This window comes from Paenibacillus sp. J53TS2, from assembly GCF_018403305.1.
GTDB classification, from domain to species: Bacteria; Bacillota; Bacilli; order Paenibacillales; family Paenibacillaceae; genus Fontibacillus; species Fontibacillus rhizolycopersici.
Window position 1 is genome coordinate 132,874 of record NZ_BOSK01000005.1, and the last position, 18,085, is coordinate 150,958.

14 protein-coding genes are annotated in these 18,085 nt (G+C 52.9%); 13 read left to right on the forward strand and 1 reads right to left on the reverse strand.

Going from position 1 to position 18,085, the window contains the following annotated elements:
- Positions 1-9: 9 nt before the first annotated feature.
- The 3 genes from KJS42_RS13025 to KJS42_RS13035 all read left to right on the forward strand — a co-directional run bounded on the left by KJS42_RS13025 (position 10) and on the right by KJS42_RS13035 (position 4,305).
- Positions 10-2,277: a GH92 family glycosyl hydrolase gene (locus KJS42_RS13025; RefSeq protein WP_213623089.1), complete on the forward strand. Its 2,268-nt coding sequence runs from the start codon at positions 10-12 to the stop codon at positions 2,275-2,277.
- Positions 2,278-2,304: 27 nt separating this feature from the next.
- Complete coding sequence (locus tag KJS42_RS13030) at positions 2,305-3,696, forward strand: glycoside hydrolase family 32 protein (protein ID WP_213623090.1); 1,392 nt, start codon at positions 2,305-2,307, stop codon at positions 3,694-3,696.
- A gap of 129 nt (positions 3,697-3,825) precedes the next feature.
- The gene (locus KJS42_RS13035; protein WP_155606997.1) at positions 3,826-4,305 is read left to right on the forward strand and encodes a carboxymuconolactone decarboxylase family protein; all 480 of its coding nucleotides are present in this window, start codon (positions 3,826-3,828) and stop codon (positions 4,303-4,305) included.
- 65 nt (positions 4,306-4,370) lie between these two features.
- Here the strand turns inward: KJS42_RS13035 and KJS42_RS13040 are convergent, their stop codons facing one another.
- The gene (locus tag KJS42_RS13040) at positions 4,371-5,231 is read right to left on the reverse strand and encodes an RNA polymerase sigma-70 factor (protein WP_213623091.1); all 861 of its coding nucleotides are present in this window, start codon (positions 5,229-5,231) and stop codon (positions 4,371-4,373) included.
- A gap of 364 nt (positions 5,232-5,595) precedes the next feature.
- Between KJS42_RS13040 and KJS42_RS13045 the strand changes: the two genes are divergently transcribed.
- The 10 genes from KJS42_RS13045 (at position 5,596) to KJS42_RS13090 (ending at position 18,081) form a co-directional block, all read left to right on the forward strand.
- A complete protein-coding gene (locus KJS42_RS13045) occupies positions 5,596-7,404 on the forward strand; it encodes a sugar-binding protein (RefSeq protein ID WP_244868470.1) in 1,809 nt (602 codons plus the stop codon).
- A gap of 187 nt (positions 7,405-7,591) precedes the next feature.
- Positions 7,592-9,418, forward strand: coding sequence for a sensor histidine kinase (locus KJS42_RS13050; protein WP_213623092.1), 1,827 nt, complete (start codon positions 7,592-7,594; stop codon positions 9,416-9,418).
- A complete protein-coding gene (locus tag KJS42_RS13055; protein WP_213623093.1) occupies positions 9,406-10,983 on the forward strand; it encodes a response regulator in 1,578 nt (525 codons plus the stop codon). Before KJS42_RS13050 ends, KJS42_RS13055 begins: the two co-directional genes overlap by 13 nt.
- A gap of 118 nt (positions 10,984-11,101) precedes the next feature.
- Entirely contained in the window at positions 11,102-12,421 is a 1,320-nt protein-coding gene (locus KJS42_RS13060) for an extracellular solute-binding protein (RefSeq protein WP_155607001.1), read from the forward strand.
- A 71-nt stretch (positions 12,422-12,492) separates the two neighbouring features.
- Positions 12,493-13,362 (forward strand): carbohydrate ABC transporter permease, encoded by an 870-nt coding sequence (locus KJS42_RS13065; protein WP_213623094.1) that lies wholly within the window; start codon positions 12,493-12,495, stop codon positions 13,360-13,362.
- Between the two features lie 68 nt (positions 13,363-13,430).
- On the forward strand, positions 13,431-14,231 hold the full coding sequence (locus KJS42_RS13070) for a carbohydrate ABC transporter permease (RefSeq protein WP_244868471.1): 801 nt from the start codon (positions 13,431-13,433) through the stop codon (positions 14,229-14,231).
- A 20-nt stretch (positions 14,232-14,251) separates the two neighbouring features.
- A complete protein-coding gene (locus tag KJS42_RS13075; protein WP_155607004.1) occupies positions 14,252-15,736 on the forward strand; it encodes an alpha-N-arabinofuranosidase in 1,485 nt (494 codons plus the stop codon).
- A 41-nt stretch (positions 15,737-15,777) separates the two neighbouring features.
- Complete coding sequence (locus KJS42_RS13080) at positions 15,778-16,425, forward strand: polysaccharide deacetylase family protein (RefSeq protein WP_213623224.1); 648 nt, start codon at positions 15,778-15,780, stop codon at positions 16,423-16,425.
- 94 nt (positions 16,426-16,519) lie between these two features.
- Positions 16,520-17,623, forward strand: coding sequence for an NAD(P)-binding protein (locus KJS42_RS13085; protein WP_213623096.1), 1,104 nt, complete (start codon positions 16,520-16,522; stop codon positions 17,621-17,623).
- 23 nt (positions 17,624-17,646) lie between these two features.
- Positions 17,647-18,081 (forward strand): HNH endonuclease, encoded by a 435-nt coding sequence (locus KJS42_RS13090; protein WP_244868472.1) that lies wholly within the window; start codon positions 17,647-17,649, stop codon positions 18,079-18,081.
- Positions 18,082-18,085: the final 4 nt, after the last annotated feature.

Below are 18,085 nucleotides of genomic sequence, written 5' to 3' on the forward strand. Positions count from 1 at the left end.
GGGATAAAATTGAAGAATACAACCGCTCGTGCGGATCGGGATTGGGCATCGTACGTCAATACCAATATCGGGACATTGTCCTACAAAACGTGGTCCACGTCTCCAACCGTTCAGCTTCCTCATGGGATGATGGAGATCGATCCGGTCACCACGCCGGGTATCGGAGACAAGTATTTGGCGGACAAAAATTTCGGATTCTCCTTCGGACCAGCATCGGTGACGGTTTCCGGCAGCCCTTTGTCCGATCGCCCGGAAGCACATGCCTCTATCTTCGATCATGATTTGGAGGAGGCCCGGCCCTATAAGTATCGCGCCTTTCTGGAGGATCATGAGATCGATGCCGAGATGACAGCGGCTCAGCGCAGCGCTTATTTTCGTTTCCATTCCGCCGGGCCGGTCCATGTCATCCTCGATGGCGGCGATACTACGCAAATTCTCAAGCACGATGGCCGCGTGATCGAAGGGGAGCGTGCCCATAAAGGATATGTTTGCTATTTTAGCTTGGAAATGAGAGAGGCAACGTCGTCATTTGGTTTTATCGAAAACGGCCCCAAAGCCTACTTAGCCTACGGATCGCCGCAGGGGGAAGCTACGATCGAGTTGAAGGTAGGCATCTCCTACATCAGCCAGGAGCAAGCCCGTAAGAACCGACAGCAAGAGCTGCCGGACTGGGATTTCGACGCTGCCGTTTCCCGGGCCCGCGAGGCTTGGAACCGCGCGCTTTCCGCGATCGAGGTGGAAGGCGGGACGGAGGAAGAACGGACGATTTTCTATACGGCGATGTACCGTACGCTACAACGGATGCGGAATATTACGGAAGACGGACAGTATTACAGTGGCTTCGACGGACGCGTTCACAAGGCGGAGGGACGGGATTTTTACACGCATGACCAGCTTTGGGATACGTATCGCTGCGCCCGCCCGTTGCAAAGCCTCATCGAACCGCGCGTGTTTGAGGATATGGTGTACTCGTTGGTCAGAATGTACGAACAGGGCGGGTTGTTGCCGAAATTTCCCCATCCTGGGGGGGATCATGCGGTCATGATCGGCCATCATGCCGCTTCGCTTATTGCCGATGCTTGTGCCAAGGGACTGGATGATATCCAGGTTGAGAAGGCCTATGAAGGCATGCTAAAGGATGCGACGGAAATGTCGCTGATTCCCTGGCGGACGGTGCTGGCTACGGAATTGGACCGGGTGTACCACGAACAAGGGTGGTTCCCGGCACTCTCCGTAAGGGAGGATGCGAAGGTCGCGGATCCGGACGAGTGGAGAAAACGACTCTGGGACCTCGTCATGGAGAAAATGCCGAATCAGATTACCTGGGTCCCCGATGTGGGCGTTGACGAATGGGTGCCGGAGGTCGATCCCTGGCACCGCCGGCAATCCGTATCCGTTACGCTGGAGAGAGCTTACGACGACTGGTGCGTCGCCCAAGTGGCCCGTAAGCTGGGGCGGGAAGCGGAAGCCGAGCGTTTCCTTCAACGCGCGGGCAACTACCGCCACCTGTTCCGCCCTGATTTCGGACTGATGGCTCCCAAGACGGCGGAAGGGGAATGGGTTGAGCCGTTTGATCCGAAGCTGTCCGGCGGATTTGCCGGGGAGGGGTATTTTGCCGAAGTGAACAGTTGGATCTATACCTTCCATGTGCAGCACGATGTGGAGGGATTAATCCGGCTGATGGGCGGGAGAGAAGCTTTCGTTCAAAAGCTCGACGCGTTGTTTACGGAGCAGTACACGATGGAGAAGCCTTGGTTTCTCGGGCAATTTCCCGATATGTCGGGACTGATCGGAATGTATGCCCACGGCAACGAACCCAGCTTTCATATCCCGTACTTATACAATTACGCGGGGGCTCCTTGGAAAACGCAGCGGCGCGTACGCGATATCCAACACCTAATGTACAACGCCGGGCCAGCCGGTCTGTGCGGGGACGATGACATCGGTTCGCTATCGTCCTGGTACGTATTCAGCGCGATGGGTTTCTATCCGGTGTGCCCGGGGCGGCCCGTCTATGATATCGGCAGCCCGATCTTCGAGAAGACGACGCTCCGTGTCGGGGAGGGTCAAACGTTTGTCATCGAAGCGCGTCAGGTCTCCAAGGCGAACAAGTACATCCAATCCGCCGTCTTAAACGGGCAACCGCATTCGCGGCCTTGGCTTACCCATCAGGACTTGATGAGCGGAGGACAGCTTGTGCTGGAGATGGGGCCGCGGCCGAACAAGGCATGGGGAAGCTCCCCGGAGGATGCCCCGCCTTCGATGACTTCGCGTTAGGATCCCGGTGAAATGGAGGAATGTGACATGACCCTAGGCAAGCCCATTTATCATTTTACCCCGCCTGCGAATTGGATGAACGATCCGAACGGACTTGTTTATCACGAAGACCAATATCATTTGTTCTATCAATACAACCCGCATGGGGATCAGTGGGGGACGATCCACTGGGGGCATGCGGTGAGCACGGATTTGGTGCATTGGCAGCCTCTGCCGGTCGCGCTGGCGCCGTCCACCGAGCTTGGCGAGGTGCATTGCTACTCCGGTTGTGCGGTGATCGATGATCAAGGCGTGCCGACCCTGTTCTATACCAGCGTAGGTGAGGGCGAGCGGAATGCCGAGACCGGCGCGGAGCAATGGATGGCCACCAGCCCCGATGGTCTGTTGACTTGGGTAAAGTTCGAGGCAAATCCAGTATTAACCTCGGATATCCACGGCAAGGATCTGACCGTACGGGATTGGCGAGACCCTTATGTCTGGAAAGAGGGAGACTGCTGGCTGATGGTGCTGGGAGGAAGCGTGGAAGGCAAAGGCTGCGTGTTATTGTACGAGTCGGCGAACCTGCAGGAGTGGACCTTCTTGCATCTCCTGCATACGGGGGAGGAAAACCTGTGGGAATGCCCGAACGCCTTCCGCCTGCAAGACAAAATGGTTCTGATCTACTCGCCAAGCGACAAGGTGAAGTATCTTTTAGGATCTATGGGGGACGATCTCCGGTTTATGAAAGAGCAGGAGGGCTTCGTGGATCATGGCGGCTGGGAAGGGTACTATGCACCGCAATCTATGCTTGCTCCGGACGGCCGGCGTATTCTGTGGGGATGGCTCCCCGACAACGCCCGCGGAGAGATGACGGAGATCCAGGGATGGTCAGGGGTGCAGTCGATCCCGAGAACCGTGGAGCTCCGCCCAGACACGAACACCCTGCGCTTTCAACCGGTCGCGGAACTCCAGGGGTTAAGGGAGAATCCGTATGAGCTTCTGAAGACGGTCTGGACGCAAGGCCATCATAAGCTAGAGACAAAAGGTAAAGCCGTCGAGATCATCGCTGAGTTTGAGCTGACCGGTTCGGAAACGTTGTTTGACTTCGAGGTATTCCGTTCGCCGGACGGGGAAGAACAAACTACCCTGAAGTTCGATGTAGCGGGAGGACGGATCGTACTGGACCGTTCCCGATCCAGTCAAGCGGCGGGCGTTCACGCTTGGGAACTCACGGCCCTTTACGATATGCAGCAGCACAAACAACTTCGAGTTCACCTCTTCATCGACCACTCCATTGTTGAAGTGTTCGTCAATGAAGAACTTTGCTTGACGGGCCGAGTGTATCCTCTTCGCGAGGATAGTGAGGGGGTTCGGTTATTTGTACAGGGACCAAGCGTGGCGATGAGTTCCCTTTCCGCATGGAATTTACGCGGGATTTAGTGAAGACTTGGCAGCTGACGAGAAGCTCTCGGCTCAGCTGCTTTTTTTTCTGATGTTGATGTTGTCACAGAATGAATCGCCTCGTCGTTATATTTTCGTGCTTGATCAAAAATGGGAGGTAGATGAACAATGACACAACGCATCAATTACATGCAACAATCCCCGGAATTTTTCAACCGATTAATGGAACTCAGCGGGGCTGAGAAGGGAAGCTCCATTGAGGAGGAGATTCGCCACCTCGTTCACATCCGAGCCTCGCAACTCAATGGATGCGGATTTTGCTTCGATATGCACGTGAAGGAGGCGAAAATCCACGGTGAAAGCGAGCTGCGCCTGTACCACATTTCGATTTGGCGGGAATCAACGCTGTTTAGCCCCCGCGAACGGGCGGCCCTGGCCTGGACCGAGATTCTGACCCATTTGCCGGAGCATGGCGTGCCGGATGAGATGTATAATCGGGTTCGCGAGCAATTTTCCGAAAAAGAGATTTCCGATCTCACGTTCTCGATCATGACGATCAATGCCTGGAACCGGGTTAACGTTGCCTTCAAGACCGTACCGGGTTCTGCCGACGCCGCCTTCGGTTTGACGAAAGCCGGACTGAGCTAAGCGATAAGCCTCGACGTAAAAAAACAGAAGCACCAAGAATCCCTAGGGGCTCTTGGTGCTTCGTTTCATTCCTCGACATGTTTTAGTTTATCCGGGTTTCTAACCAGATAGATGTTGCGGATTTGGTCGTTCTCCACATGGAAAATTCCGACGGAATGAATCCCTTCCTCCGATCGAATCCGAAAAGCCGGCTGTCCATTCACCCGAGCAACCTCGAATTGGATTCCATCGATCGTGGTGGCTTGCCGGAACGGCCCCAGCAGGAATTGGGCAACGAGATCTCTGGTAAAGATCGGTTTGGCAGCGGCCAAGACTTTGCCTCCTCCATCGGCGACAAGGACAACCTCTTGATCCAGAATGGATAAGATTTGATCGAGGTTCCCTTGTTTGAGCGCGTTAAGGAAATGATGGACGAGCTCGGGAGCGGTTCCCTCCTGGGGAACGAGTTGATCCGCAGTCATCCCCATTTTTGCGTGGGCTCGACTGAGCAGTTTGCGACAGTTCACTTCGCTTTTCTCCACCAGTTCGGCGATTTCCTGATAGTCAAAGCCAAGCGCCTCTCGAAGCACAAACACGACACGTTCCGTTGGAGATAACCTTTCAAGCAGAACCAGCATTGCATAGGACAGCAGGTCATCACGGACGACGGCTTCCATCGCATCGTCATGCAGGCTGTGCAGCGGCTCCGGAAGCCATTCCCCATAGTATTGCTCCCGTTTTCGGCGTGCCGATTTATACAGGTCCCGGCAACGGTTCGTGACCATCTTGCAAAGATAAGCTTTGGGTTCCGTCAGCTTCTCTGGCGGCACATCGGCGATTTTCAGAAATACGTCGTGTACGACATCCTCCGCATCCGTGACGGATCCGGTCAGTTGATAAGCGAGTTTAAAGAGCAGTCTATTATATTCCTCGTACAGTTCCTTCATGGTTTCACTTCCTATCGTTTCTCGGTTTCATAACCTATTCATACTAGGCCTTAATCATAAGACGAGGTACGGGGTGTTTTTGTGACAAAGGAACGAGGGGAAGATTCCGTTGGTTCTCCCTATAGATGTTCGAATTTTGAAAGCCAATGCTCGATTTATGAATGTAGTCATCGCCCCGCTCTCCCTAAAATAGGGGTGAAACTCATTTTCCTTTAAAGGAGGTTAATTATGAAAGCGCTTCTAAACCTGGCGGTATGGGGGTGTGTTGGCTGAAGGCTGTTTTCGGGCGTTGGTAACGGCGAAAGTATCGTATGAAAACAGAGGAACCACCCAGAACCCATACCGGTTGAAGGAGGAGAACTTGTTGAAGAGAAATACGAAGCTGTTCCTGCAATCCTTTATGATGATGTTGATCGGCGTATCCTTGGTGTTTGCGAATGCTCCTGGTTCGTGGACCGAGGTTTCCGCGGCACCGAACCCAGGAAAGCCTGCACCGGGAGACAAGAGCGGGCTGGATGCCCAGGGCAGAATGGCGGCCCACTTCGGTTCGCCCGTGATTGACGGCGACATCGACAAAGTCTGGAGCAAAGTGCAAGCGGTTACACCTAAATTTGCTTCGGATCAAGCAGAGGCCTCCGCCACTTTCAAGGCTTTGTGGGATGACCGCGCCCTGTATGTCCTGGTTGAAGTCAAGGATAAGCATCTTTCGACCGAATCGGTGACTCCTTACATGCAGGATTCCTTGGAGATCTTCTTGGACGAGAATCACGACAAGACGCAGGAATACGGACTAGACGACTTGCATTTCCGCGTCAATGTTGAGAACGCCCAATCCGTGGACAACGGTAAAGTCGAGCGGTTCTTCACGGCTTCGAAACGAGTGGACGGCGGATATGTCATCGAAGCCCGGGTTGCCCTCCAATCCAAACCCGAGAACGGAAAGGTAATGGGCCTCGAATTGCAAATCAACGACGCGAAGGATGCAAATCGAATCGGGACCTTGAATCTATTCGATTCAACGGGCAACGCCTGGAACGATACGGGCAAATTCGCCGAAATCGTGCTCACGGGCAAGACTAAGGGGGATGTCAGCGGAGTTAATCCCTACGACCTTCTGAATCTGATCAAGAGCACGCTGAAGCTGGACTTTACGCTATATCAAAATCCAGCCGTGGTGAAGGACGCCCTGATGAAGGTGGTTGCCGCCAACGTTCTGAACGACAAAAAGGCCACTCAACCCCAACTCGATGAGCAATACGCGGCGATCCAGGCTGCGGTTAGCAAGCTGGAGATGACGGAGGAAGCCGCAAACGAGAAATATTTCAAGGAAGTTCCGGACGCCTACCGAACCGAGAGCGCCAAACCGGGGACGATCGAGAGCTTAACGTACAAGACGCCGAACTTAACCGGCGGAATGGATGAGAAGAAGCTGAACGTTTATCTTCCGTACGGTTACGACGCGTCCGATTCCACGAAGCAGTATAATGTGCTTTATCTGATGCACGGCGGCGGGGAAAATGAGAATCTCATCTTCGGCGGCCCCGGCCAAAGCAAGGAATTGAAGAAAATCATCGACCATATGATCGCAAACGGCGACATTGAACCGATGATCGTGGTAACCCCAACCTTCTACGGCGGGAAAAACGATACGGCTCTCTTCCACAAGGAATTAATCCAGACCATTGTGCCGTTGGTGGAAACGAAGTATCATACCTATGCGAAATCCGCCAGCTTGGACGATTTGAAGGCCTCCCGCGCGCATCGGGCGTTTGGCGGGTTCTCTATGGGCTCGGTGACGACATGGTATACCTTCATCCATAACCTCGACTATTTCAAGTATTACCTGCCGTTAAGCGGGGATAGCTGGGCGTTGGGCCAAGGAGGCGGAGGCAGCAAACCGAAGGAAACGGCGGAATACCTAGCCAAAGTCGTCAAGGACGCAGGGTTTCAACCGCAGGATTACTATATCTTCAGCGCCACGGGCAGTTTGGATATCGCTTATCCGAACTTGAAGCCTCAGATCGATGCGATGAAGCAACTCACCGATACCTTCATTTATTCGTCGGATACGACCAAGGGGAATTTCTACTTTATTGTAGGCGATGGCGGCACGCACGCCTGGAACTGGGTGAACCAGTACATCTACGATATTCTGCCGGACCTGTTCAAATAGATTCCTAACGAAAGGCGTAACTGCTGAGCCGAGAGGCCTCTTGTCCTGGTGCGACAGGGGGCCTTTTGGCCGCATCGTCTAATCTTTTCCCTACTTCCGGTTGTGTTTTCAAATTGTTTGGCTTGGCCATCTATCGATATAATGAAGGTTGTGGGATTCTAAGGCACAGGAAGCGGAGGACCGGACAGTGAAAACGCGGTTGGTGAAGAGCATACGATCTTTAAGTTACGGCAAGCCGAAAAAGCTAGCTTTTAAGATTCCGTTTGCTTATTTTCTCGTGATCTTGTTTACAGTGGGTTTAAGCTATATGGTACTGGACCAAATGGCAGCCAATTCGGCCCAGAAGAAAATCAATGAGGCCTCGCTGCAAACGGTGACGTCCATAAGGACAAACGTAGATTTAATGATTGAGAACGTCAACAACTATTCAAAAATGATCTTCTCGGATCGCAATTTGCAGAACTTGCTCCGGCAGGGAGATGTATACGCGAATCTGCAAACCCAGTCGAAGGTCAGCTCCTATCTGTACAATCTTATGCAAGCGGTTCCGATCATCGACTCCGTGCACATTTATGACCATGCCGGGCATCGCTTCACCGTCGCAACTCAAGAATTGCCAACGTACATGGAGGTGGATATCAAGGATGCCCCCTGGTATGACCAAGTGGTGAGCAATAAAGGAAAATATATTTTGAGGCTGGATAATCGACGAGGGCCTGCGGACGCCGCCGATGGCAATATCGTCTCTTTTATACGCTTGATTCGCGACATCGACAATACGGCCCCTCTCGGGGTGTTGGTCATAGATATCAAGGACGACGCTTTGGTTCAGGCTTATTCGAATCTGCAAAATGGGAGCTCCTTGCAAATCGCCATTTTGGATGAGAACAATCAGACCATTGTAGCGGATGCAACGGACGAGCAAGGCAGCGCCGTTCTGCATGAACTGCTCGAAACGAACAGGGCAATGTTGGAGGAAAAGTTTCAGCAAAAGGATTCAGGCTCCTTATCCATGAATTTAGGTTCCCTGAAATATACCGTGACCTATCTGTCGGGCGGAGCTTACAACTGGAAATTTGTGAGCATCTCGCCGCACAACTCCACGGAGTCGCGTAACCAATCGCTGGTGGTGTTGACGCTGGTCTTGCTGATTATTAACGGCACCATCTTCTTTGTCAGCTCCTTCGTGATTTCACGCAGTATCATTAAACCGATTCAGAAGCTGCTTCGGGCGATGAATAAAGCGCCTAGCGGCAATTTCATGAAGGTCACTACGGAGCCGAGCAGCTTCGAGCTGGAGCAGCTATATAACGGATACAATCGGATGATCGAACAGATTGATCAGCTGCTGAAGCGCGTCATTGAAGAGCAGAAGACGATACGCAAAGCTGAGTTAAATGCGCTTCAATCCCAAATCAAGCCCCATTTCTTGTATAACACGCTAGACTCGATCACGTCGCTTGCGCTATCCGGAGAGAACGAACAGGTATGTGAGTTGATCGAGGCGCTGGGGAGCTATTATCGGTTGAGTGTGAGCAAAGGGCAAGACGTCATTACCGTTGGCGAAGAAATCGAGATCGTACGGAATTACTTAATCATCCAGAGCGTGCGTTACCCGGACGTATTTGAGGCCCGGTTCAAGGTGGAGGAGGGCTGCGACCTAATCCCGATTCCGAAGCTGGTGCTTCAGCCGTTGGTAGAGAACTCACTCTACCATGGCATTCGGCCTAAGGGGACGAAAGGGGTCATACGGATCACCGCCAAGCAAGTGGACGAATCGGTGATCCTGTCGATTTCCGACGATGGCATCGGCATGTCGCGGGAGGAGATCGAGCAAATCCTGTTCACGGAAAGACAAGGTCAAATCAAGAGTTTTGGCTTATGGGGGACGATGGAGCGCTTGCGTATTTTTTATGAAGATAAAGACGTATTCCACATCGAAAGTGAACCGTGGTCAGGGACAACGATCACATTAATTCTACCGAATGGAGTAGATGCGCCATGGAAAAGTTGAAAGTTCTCATCGTTGACGACGAGCATTTGATCCGGAATTTGATTCGTATGCGCATGGATTGGGAGCAGGAAGGCTTCGAGATCGTTGGGGAAGCTCCGAATGCCCAGGAGGCGATGGAGTTGGTGGAGCAGCAGAAACCGGATGTCATCCTCACCGACATCTACATGCCGAACATCGACGGGATCGAGTTTAGCCGAAGCGTTCTGGAGAAGCATCCGCAGATCAAAATTGTCGTCGTAAGCGGCCATGACGAGTTTGAATATGCGCAGCAAAGCATCAAAATCGGGGTGTTCGATTTCCTGCTCAAACCGATTCGGGCGGCGGAACTGCTGCATGTCACCAGCAAGCTGAAACGGAAGATCGAGGAGGAACGATCCCGGGAAGGGGAACTTACGAGACTGAAGGAAGAGTTGGCTCGGAATCTTCCTTATCTCCGGGAGAAGTTCCTGCTGCAGTGGTTACAGGGGACGCTTTCCCGGGAAGAAATCCGGGAGCAAGCCGAATATTTTCAGTTGCCCGCCTTCCGGCAGCAAGCTCCCTACCAAATTGCCGTTGTCGAAATTACCCCGATAGCGGAGAAACACACCGAGGAGCAGTTGATTTTGCTTGGGATGGCGTGCAAGCGGAAGATGGAGCTGTTCTTTCAGGGAGATCCCTTCGTCACCATGCTGTCGGATACTCGAAACCAGTTTGTCTTGATTTCTTTTCGTCCAGAGGGAGATCTAGCTGGGATCTGTGAAGCGTTGCTCAACCGATTAATCCATGCTCCAAAAGGCATGGTCAACATTGGAGTCGGGCGGAAGCGCCAGAGCTTACAGGAAGGCCATCTGGGATACAAGGAAGCCTGCAACGCGATCCGTTATAAAGCGTTCGTTGGGAATAACCAGGTGATTTGCTATGAGGATATGGTAGACAGCAGAGAGGAAACGTACCGATCTAACCCGGAGCTATTGAGGCAACTGCAATTCTACATCAGCGTCGGTTCCTCTGATCGCGCCGCGGAGATGCTGGAGCAAATCTTTGACGTATCCTTCTCTAGCGTGTCCCAGTTTCGGATGGCGGCGATGGACGTGATTCATGAATGCCAACACGCGGCGATGGAGCAGCAGCTAGACGGTGAACAGGGACTAGACACAGAGACGCTGGTGTCGATCATTACGGCCGATAATTTACCGGAGTTGGTTCAAGCGTTGGAGCCTTACGTCCTTCAGGTTGCCAAGGCGATTTCTGCGAAAAGACAAGCCAAGGAAGGGAACCTGATCCATCAGGTGCAGGCGTATCTGGAACAGAACCTGGGCGATCCCGGGGTCGGATTGGCCAGTACCGCAGCGGTCTTCTTCGTCAGTCCGGGCCATCTGGGCCGGCTCATGAAGAAGGAAACGGGTCAGACCTTCGTAGAGTACCTGACCAACTTGCGTATGAAGAAAGCGGAATGCCTTTTGAAAACCACGGATTTCAAAGGTTATGAGATTGGCGAACGGGTAGGCATAACAGATCCGCATTATTTCAGTATCCTCTTCAAGAAGGCGACCGGACGATCCATGAATGAGTACCGTAACGCCTGATGACGAGTGAGGAATGCTTGAATTTTATAAGGGGATGCAGGTTTTATGAATGGAGGTCCCGGGGGATCTTTCCTAAAATAACGGTAGATGCATCGAATCTATTTGGGAGGTCAAAGAGATGAAAGCGTTGTTAAAAAGATCCATGAGTATCGTCCTTGCGTTAGGTCTAGCGGGTAGCTTGGCAGCCTGTTCGTCCAATTCTTCCGAAGGGAAGTCTTCGGACGGAAGTGGAAGCGGTTCCATCAAGCTGACGCTATGGGACCAATCGGTAGGGAACACGGACCCGTCGGCGAAATTGCTGCCGCAAATCATCGAGAAGTGGAACAGCGAGCATCCCGACGTCCAAATTGAACGGACCGGTACAACCGGCGAACAGTACAAGACGAAAATCAAAACGTCACTGGCGGCTAACGAAGCGCCAGACCTCTTCTACGGCATGGGTGGCGGAAGCTTTATGCAGCCTTATATCGAATCCGAAAACGTGCTGGAAATCTCCAGCTATCTGACCGATGAGATCAAATCGAAGATGGCGCCGGGGATGGCAGAAGCCATTGAAACCGACGGCAAAATCTATACGCTGCCCGTTTACACCCATATTGCCAACCTTTACGTAAACACCGAGTTGTTCGAGAAGGCGGGAGCCAAAATCCCGACGACGTACACGGAATTGCTGGATGCGGTGGAGAAGCTGAAAGCGGCGGGAATCACGCCGGCGCTGATTGGCGAGAAAGACCGCTGGCCGGGCATGTACTGGTACGACATGATCGCAATGCGCCAGGCCGGAAATGACGCGGTGATCGAAGCCTTCAAGGATCCGGCCAAATGGGATTCGCCGGATTTCGTTGCCGCCGCGGCCAAGATGCAGGAACTGGCGAAGGTAGGCGCGTTTAACAGCAGTATGCTGAGTATGAGCTACGATGAGATGCTGGGCGCATTTAATGCAGGCAGCGGCGCCATGATGTTCCAAGCGAACTGGGTGAATGCCGGGATCGAAGATCCGTCCTCGGCAACCAAAGGGAAGGTTCAAGTCATTCCATTCCCGGTGTTTGAAGACGGGAAGGGCAAAGCTACGGAAATCTTCGGCGGGGCCGTAGACGGGTTCTATGTCAGCAGCACGACGAAGCATCCGAAAGAAGCGGTTGATTTCCTGATGTATCTGAGCGAGCAGTTGGGTACGCAGGGTTATCTGGCCGGCGCAGGCCTTCCAAGCTGGAACATCGATGGGCTGGACACCTCAAGCCTGTCCTCGCTGGACCAATCGGCCGCCGACATTATGAAGACCGCAACCTCGTTTATTACCTGGTGGGATAACATTCTTCCGGCCGAGTCTGCGGAAACGCATAAGAACCTGATTGCCTCGCTCCTGGCTGGCGATATTACGCCAGAGGAGTTCTGTAAACAGATGGCGCAGCTCAAACCGACGGAACTTACGCTTTAATCCTTGAATCATCTCAAACCAGACGTGGTCAGGGGAAACCCTGACCACGATCTTTGAGAGGAGAACTTACGATGAATTCAGTGTTTTCGAACAAGACCGCGATTGCGATATTCGTTCTTCCTACCCTTCTCATTTTTTGCGGAATTGTATTGGTTCCGATCTTTGTCTCGAGTTATTACAGCGTGTTGGATTGGAATGGCGTCGGTAAAGGAACTTTTATCGGACTGGATAACTACGTGGAGATGTTCACCGATGCCAGGGCTCTGCATTCCATCCGCAATTCCTTCCTGTTCGCGGCAGCATCCATCTTCATTCAATTGCCGATTTCTCTGCTGCTTGCCTTAATCCTGGCTTCCTCGGTGAGAGGTGAAGGCTTTTATCGGACGGTGTATTTTATTCCGGTGTTGATCTCCACCGTGGTGATCGCGCAATTATGGTCCAAAATCTACAATGCGGATTACGGCCTTTTAAATACATTGCTGGACAACATCGGCCTCTCGGGATTGGCCCAAGATTGGCTAGGTCAGAAAAAAACCGCCCTCGTGGCGTCGTTCATTCCAACCCTGTGGCAATACGTCGGATATCATATGCTGCTGATGTATGCCGGGGCGAAGTCGATCTCGCAGGATATTCTCGAAGCGGCCAAAATTGACGGGGCTTCCCGGGTCCGAACCGCCTTCTCGATTACGATCCCGTTAATGAAGCCGATTCTCAAAGTCTGTCTCGTTTTCTCGGTCATTGGCGCCTTCAAGGTCTTTGATCTGGTGTATGTCCTCACGGGCGGCGGTCCTTTGTTCGCGACCGAGGTGCCAAGCACCTTGATGTACACGACGATCTTCAATACGTACCGGTACGGTTACGGCAGTGCGGTATCCGTCTTTATTATTCTGGAATGCTTGATCTTCACGGTGCTGATCAATAAATTCTTCAAGACCGAATAGGGGTGAGTTTGATGAATACTGTAGAAGCAAGGTTGCCCAAAAAGCCATCATTCCTTGGGAAGGTCCTGTTGCAATTGTTTTTGGTCCTCGTGGCGATTGTTCAAGTGTATCCCCTGATTTGGCTCGCGTTCTTCTCCCTGAAAGACAACAGCGAGATCTTCAGCGGCGATGTAGCGGGATTTCCGAAGAAGCTCCTTTGGAGCAACTATGCCAAGGCATTATCGGACGGCAACGTCATGAGCTACTTCGTGAATAGCGTATGGGTCACGGCGGCTTCCATCATCCTGGTATTGATCTTGTCCTCGATGGCGGCCTATGCCATCACGAGAATGAACTGGAAGCTGAGCAATTTGACGATGACGCTGATCCTCCTCGGGATGATGGTCCCGATTCATGCGGCGCTGTTGCCGTTGTTTATGGTTCTAAAAAACCTGCATTTGCTGAACACCTACTGGTCGTTGATTATTCCTTACGTCGCGTTCGGCATTCCGATGGCCGTATTCATTCTCGGCAGCTTCTTCAAGGGGGTTCCCCGCGAGATGGAGGAATCCGCGGTGATCGACGGATGCGGCATTTACAGAACCTTCTTTTATATCATTCTGCCGTTGATTCGTCCCGCGATCGCTACCGTAGCGATCTTCACCTTCCTCTCCTGTTGGAACGAGCTGATGTTTGCGGTGACCTTCATCAATGACGCGCATTATCAGACGCTGACGGTCGGGATGATGTCGATGGTCGGAACGTACATTACGCAGTGGGGAATCATAGGGGCTGGGCTGATGATCACGACCGTCCCTACGGTGGTCATTTATTTATTGTTGAACAAGCAAGTCCAACAAAGCATGATTGCAGGGGCAGTCAAAGGTTAGAAATGAAGGGAGAACAGAGGATGGTTGCCAAAATCACGGTCAATGCCGATCAATCCGTTGGAACGATCAGCCGCCATATTTACGGGCACTTCGCCGAGCATCTCGGCCGCTGTATCTACGAAGGCATCTGGGTGGGCGAGGATTCGCCGATTCCGAACACCCGCGGCATTCGAAACGACGTACTCGCAGCACTGCGGGGACTGAACATCCCGGTGCTGCGCTGGCCGGGCGGCTGTTTTGCTGACGAGTACCATTGGAAGGACGGCGTGGGTCCGCGGGAACAACGAAAACGGATGGTGAATACGCATTGGGGCGGCGTCGTGGAGAATAATCACTTTGGTACGCATGAATTTTTTGATCTCTGCGAGCTGCTGGGCACGGAGCCGTACATTTGCGGGAACGTCGGCAGCGGAACCGTGCAGGAGATGCAGGAATGGGTCGAATACATGACCTTTGACGGCGAATCGCCGATGGCCAACTGGCGGCAGGCGAACGGACGGGAGAAGCCTTGGCACCTGAAGTATTTCGGTGTCGGCAACGAGAACTGGGGCTGCGGCGGGAACATGCGGGCGGAATATTACGCCGACGAGTACCGCAGATACCAGACGTACGTCCGAAATTACGGCGAGAACCGGCTTTATAAAATCGCCGGCGGCGCCAATGTCGATGACTACCACTGGACGGAGACGCTGATGCGCCAAGCCGGCGCGTACATGGACGGACTCAGCCTGCATAACTACACGGTGCCGGGAGGTTTTGAAGTCAAACGTCCGGCGCTGGGCTTCGATGAAGCGGAGTGGTTCGAGACGATGAAGCTAGCGCTTCATATGGACGAGTTGATTAAGCGGCATTCGGCGATCATGGACCAATACGATCCGCAGAAACGGGTCGGCCTAATCGTGGACGAGTGGGGGAACTGGTTCCAAGTGGAACCGGGGACAAATCCAGGTTTCCTGTATCAGCAAAATTCCATGCGGGATGCGCTGGTTGCCGGTTTGCATTTTCATATCTTCCACCGTCACTGCGACCGCGTCCATATGGCAAATATTGCGCAGACCGTCAACGTGCTGCAGGCGATGATTCTGACCGAAGGCGAGAAGATGCTGTTGACCCCAACCTATCATGTCTTCGAGATGTTTAAGGTTCACCAGGACGCCGAGGCGCTTGCCCTTCATCTGGACGCAGACGTCTACAGCTTGGGCGAGGATTCGATTCCTCAGATCAGCGGTTCGGCTTCAAAACGAGCGGACGGCACGATCGATATTAGCCTGTGCAACGTTGATCCGCAGCAGGAAGCTTCCGTAACTCTGCAATTGCGCGGATTAGCGGCGGGCAAGAAGGTCACCGGGCGAGTGTTGACGCATGCCGATAGGAATGCGCATAATACCTTCGAGCAGCCAGAGACAGTGAAACCGCACGTATTTGAAGGAGTTACGAAGGTAAGTGAAAACGGCTTGTCGGCAACGCTGCCGCCGATGTCTGTCGTCGTGCTGACGCTGGTCTAGGCTAGCTGGCATCTTAAATGAATCGGAGGGGTCTCATGATGATGGCCAAGGGTTCGTTGGTACACCGGGTGCCGACCGGGGAGAAGGCGGTCGCCTTTACGTTTGACGACGGGCCGCATCCCGTTTATACGGAACAAGTGCTGGAGATTTTTCGGAAGGTGAACGGGAAGGCCACCTTTTGCATGATTGGGCAGGAGATCGATCGGTTTGGAGACATCGCGGCCAAGGTACATGCCGCCGGACATGAGATTGCCAATCACACTTACTCACATCCGGATTTGACCCGTTTGACGCTGGAGGAGGCACGGGCCGAAATCCTGCTGGGAGACGAGCGGATCCGCCAGGTGACCGGAAAGCCGGCATTCAGCTTCCGGCCGCCGTATTTTGCCGTGAATGAGGTTATCTTATCGCTTGCCGAGGAGTTCGGGTATTATTCGATCGGGTGCGTTAACGGTGAGGCAAAGGATTGGGAGCAGCCCCAACCCGGCGTGGATTTTATCTTGGAGCATACGCGCCGGTCGGTGGCGAACGGAAGTATCTTCCTGTTCCATGACGGATATGGTGACCGGGCACAGACGATCGAGGCGGTTCGGGTGCTAACCGAGGAGCTGACTGCCGATGGATATCGGTTGGTGACGGTCAGTGAGCTTATGACGATGACGAATGAACTAGTATCTTATAACACCTAAACCTCCCATGAACTCCCACCCATAAGTCGTGCATGCTCAAATTTAAATAAGAGACCCTATATCTTACAACTATTGAATAGATGAGGGTTGGGGTATGAAGGTAGCTATTATGGGGGCGGGGTTATCGGGCCTAGCTTGCGCGATTACGTTGGAGCGTAACGGCATCGAACCGGTCATCTTTGAGAAAAGGAGCCAAGTCGGCGACCGGTTCGTGAATGCGGAGGCGCTTCTTTCGATATTTTCACGGCCGGTTCAGGATGTCATTGCTAAGTTTTCCGAAGAATACGGACTGTTCCTTCACCCGACTGCGAGCATTGAACAGATGACGATTCAATCCAAGCGGGAGAAGGCCATCCTGGAGGGACCGTTAGGCTTCCTCAATATCCGCGGGAGAGAAGAAGATTCGTTCGAAGCCCAGCTCAGCCGGCAAGTGAATTCACCAATCTATTTTCAATCGGAGAACACCTATGAGCAACTGCTGGCGGACTATACGCATGTGGTCATGGCCACAGGGGACGCGGGTTACGCGAAAAAAACTCGAAACTTTCGGGAAGACCTCTCTGTATCCTTGATGGGGGCTACCGTCGAAGGTCAATTTGATCGCTACGCAGTCAAGACCTGGTTCGATTACGACCTTGCTCCGAGAGGGTACGGATATCTCCTTCCTTTTTCGGAGAAAGAAGCGAACCTGGTCATCGGCATCCCCGATATCCCCGCGAATGAGGGAGTCAAACTTCAGGACCTCTGGGAACCGTTCCACCAAACCGTTCGAACCGAACTAGGGCAGACTCTTCCCATGACGGATGAATTTCATATCACGCATTACCTGATGGGGATCTGCGAAAGGGCCCGGATCGGCAACACCTTCTATGTTGGAAATTGCTTTGGCACCATGATGCCGTTCTTGGGATTTGGGCAATATAGTGCACTTTTGACCGGAGTATATGCGGCTTACGATCTTTGCGGTCTAGGCAAGTATGAGGAGTTGACTGCCCCCCTGCGTCAAAGCTATGAGGATTCGCTGGTTCTGCGTCGGGCGATGGAACAGCTCGACAATGCCGATTTGGATCGAATCGTACGGGTGCTGGATGGTCCTCTGGCGAACAAGCTGTATTTTGCCAAACGGATCAATCCCTTGAAAGTAGCCAGTTATTTGATGCGTCCTTATGTGAAAATCAAACAAGGAGTGACCTCCTGATCAAATCCTAGGAGGGGATCAGCGTGATCACCGTATTGAATATGGATGGCCGAGAGCTAACCCCGTGCACGCTGGATCGCGCTTGGCGGGAAGTAAACCGGGAACGGGCCGTCTGGCTGGACGAGCAGACCATCCAATTGCTCTACAACCCGTTCTTATTCCGAGATTATCGGAAGAGCGCCCTAAGGCGAGACCGCTACACCTGCTTATGGTGCGGTGCTCCTGCAACGACGGTAGACCATCTCATTCCCTCAAGCAAAGGCGGTTCGGATCTACCCCATAACCTGATTGCCTCGTGCAGCGAATGTAATTCGAGACGGGGGAACCGTGCGGCCTTTAGTTATTTGAGAGAAAACGGGTGGAATGCACCCTATCCCTTTAAGCTCCGTTACCGTATCATCAGAGCGATGATCGGCCCGTACCTTCTGTCCAAGCGGAAACGAAGGAGGGAATCGTAAAAAA

Coding starts and splice junctions, on each gene's coding strand:
- KJS42_RS13030 (WP_213623090.1), top strand. CDS start 2,305: ATGACCCTAGGCAAGCCCATTTATCATTTTACCCCGCCTGCGAATTGG.
- KJS42_RS13035 (WP_155606997.1), top strand. CDS start 3,826: ATGACACAACGCATCAATTACATGCAACAATCCCCGGAATTTTTCAAC.
- KJS42_RS13040 (WP_213623091.1), bottom strand. CDS start 5,231: ATGAAGGAACTGTACGAGGAATATAATAGACTGCTCTTTAAACTCGCT.
- KJS42_RS13055 (WP_213623093.1), top strand. CDS start 9,406: ATGGAAAAGTTGAAAGTTCTCATCGTTGACGACGAGCATTTGATCCGG.
- KJS42_RS13060 (WP_155607001.1), top strand. CDS start 11,102: ATGAAAGCGTTGTTAAAAAGATCCATGAGTATCGTCCTTGCGTTAGGT.
- KJS42_RS13065 (WP_213623094.1), top strand. CDS start 12,493: ATGAATTCAGTGTTTTCGAACAAGACCGCGATTGCGATATTCGTTCTT.
- KJS42_RS13075 (WP_155607004.1), top strand. CDS start 14,252: ATGGTTGCCAAAATCACGGTCAATGCCGATCAATCCGTTGGAACGATC.
- KJS42_RS13080 (WP_213623224.1), top strand. CDS start 15,778: ATGGCCAAGGGTTCGTTGGTACACCGGGTGCCGACCGGGGAGAAGGCG.
- KJS42_RS13085 (WP_213623096.1), top strand. CDS start 16,520: ATGAAGGTAGCTATTATGGGGGCGGGGTTATCGGGCCTAGCTTGCGCG.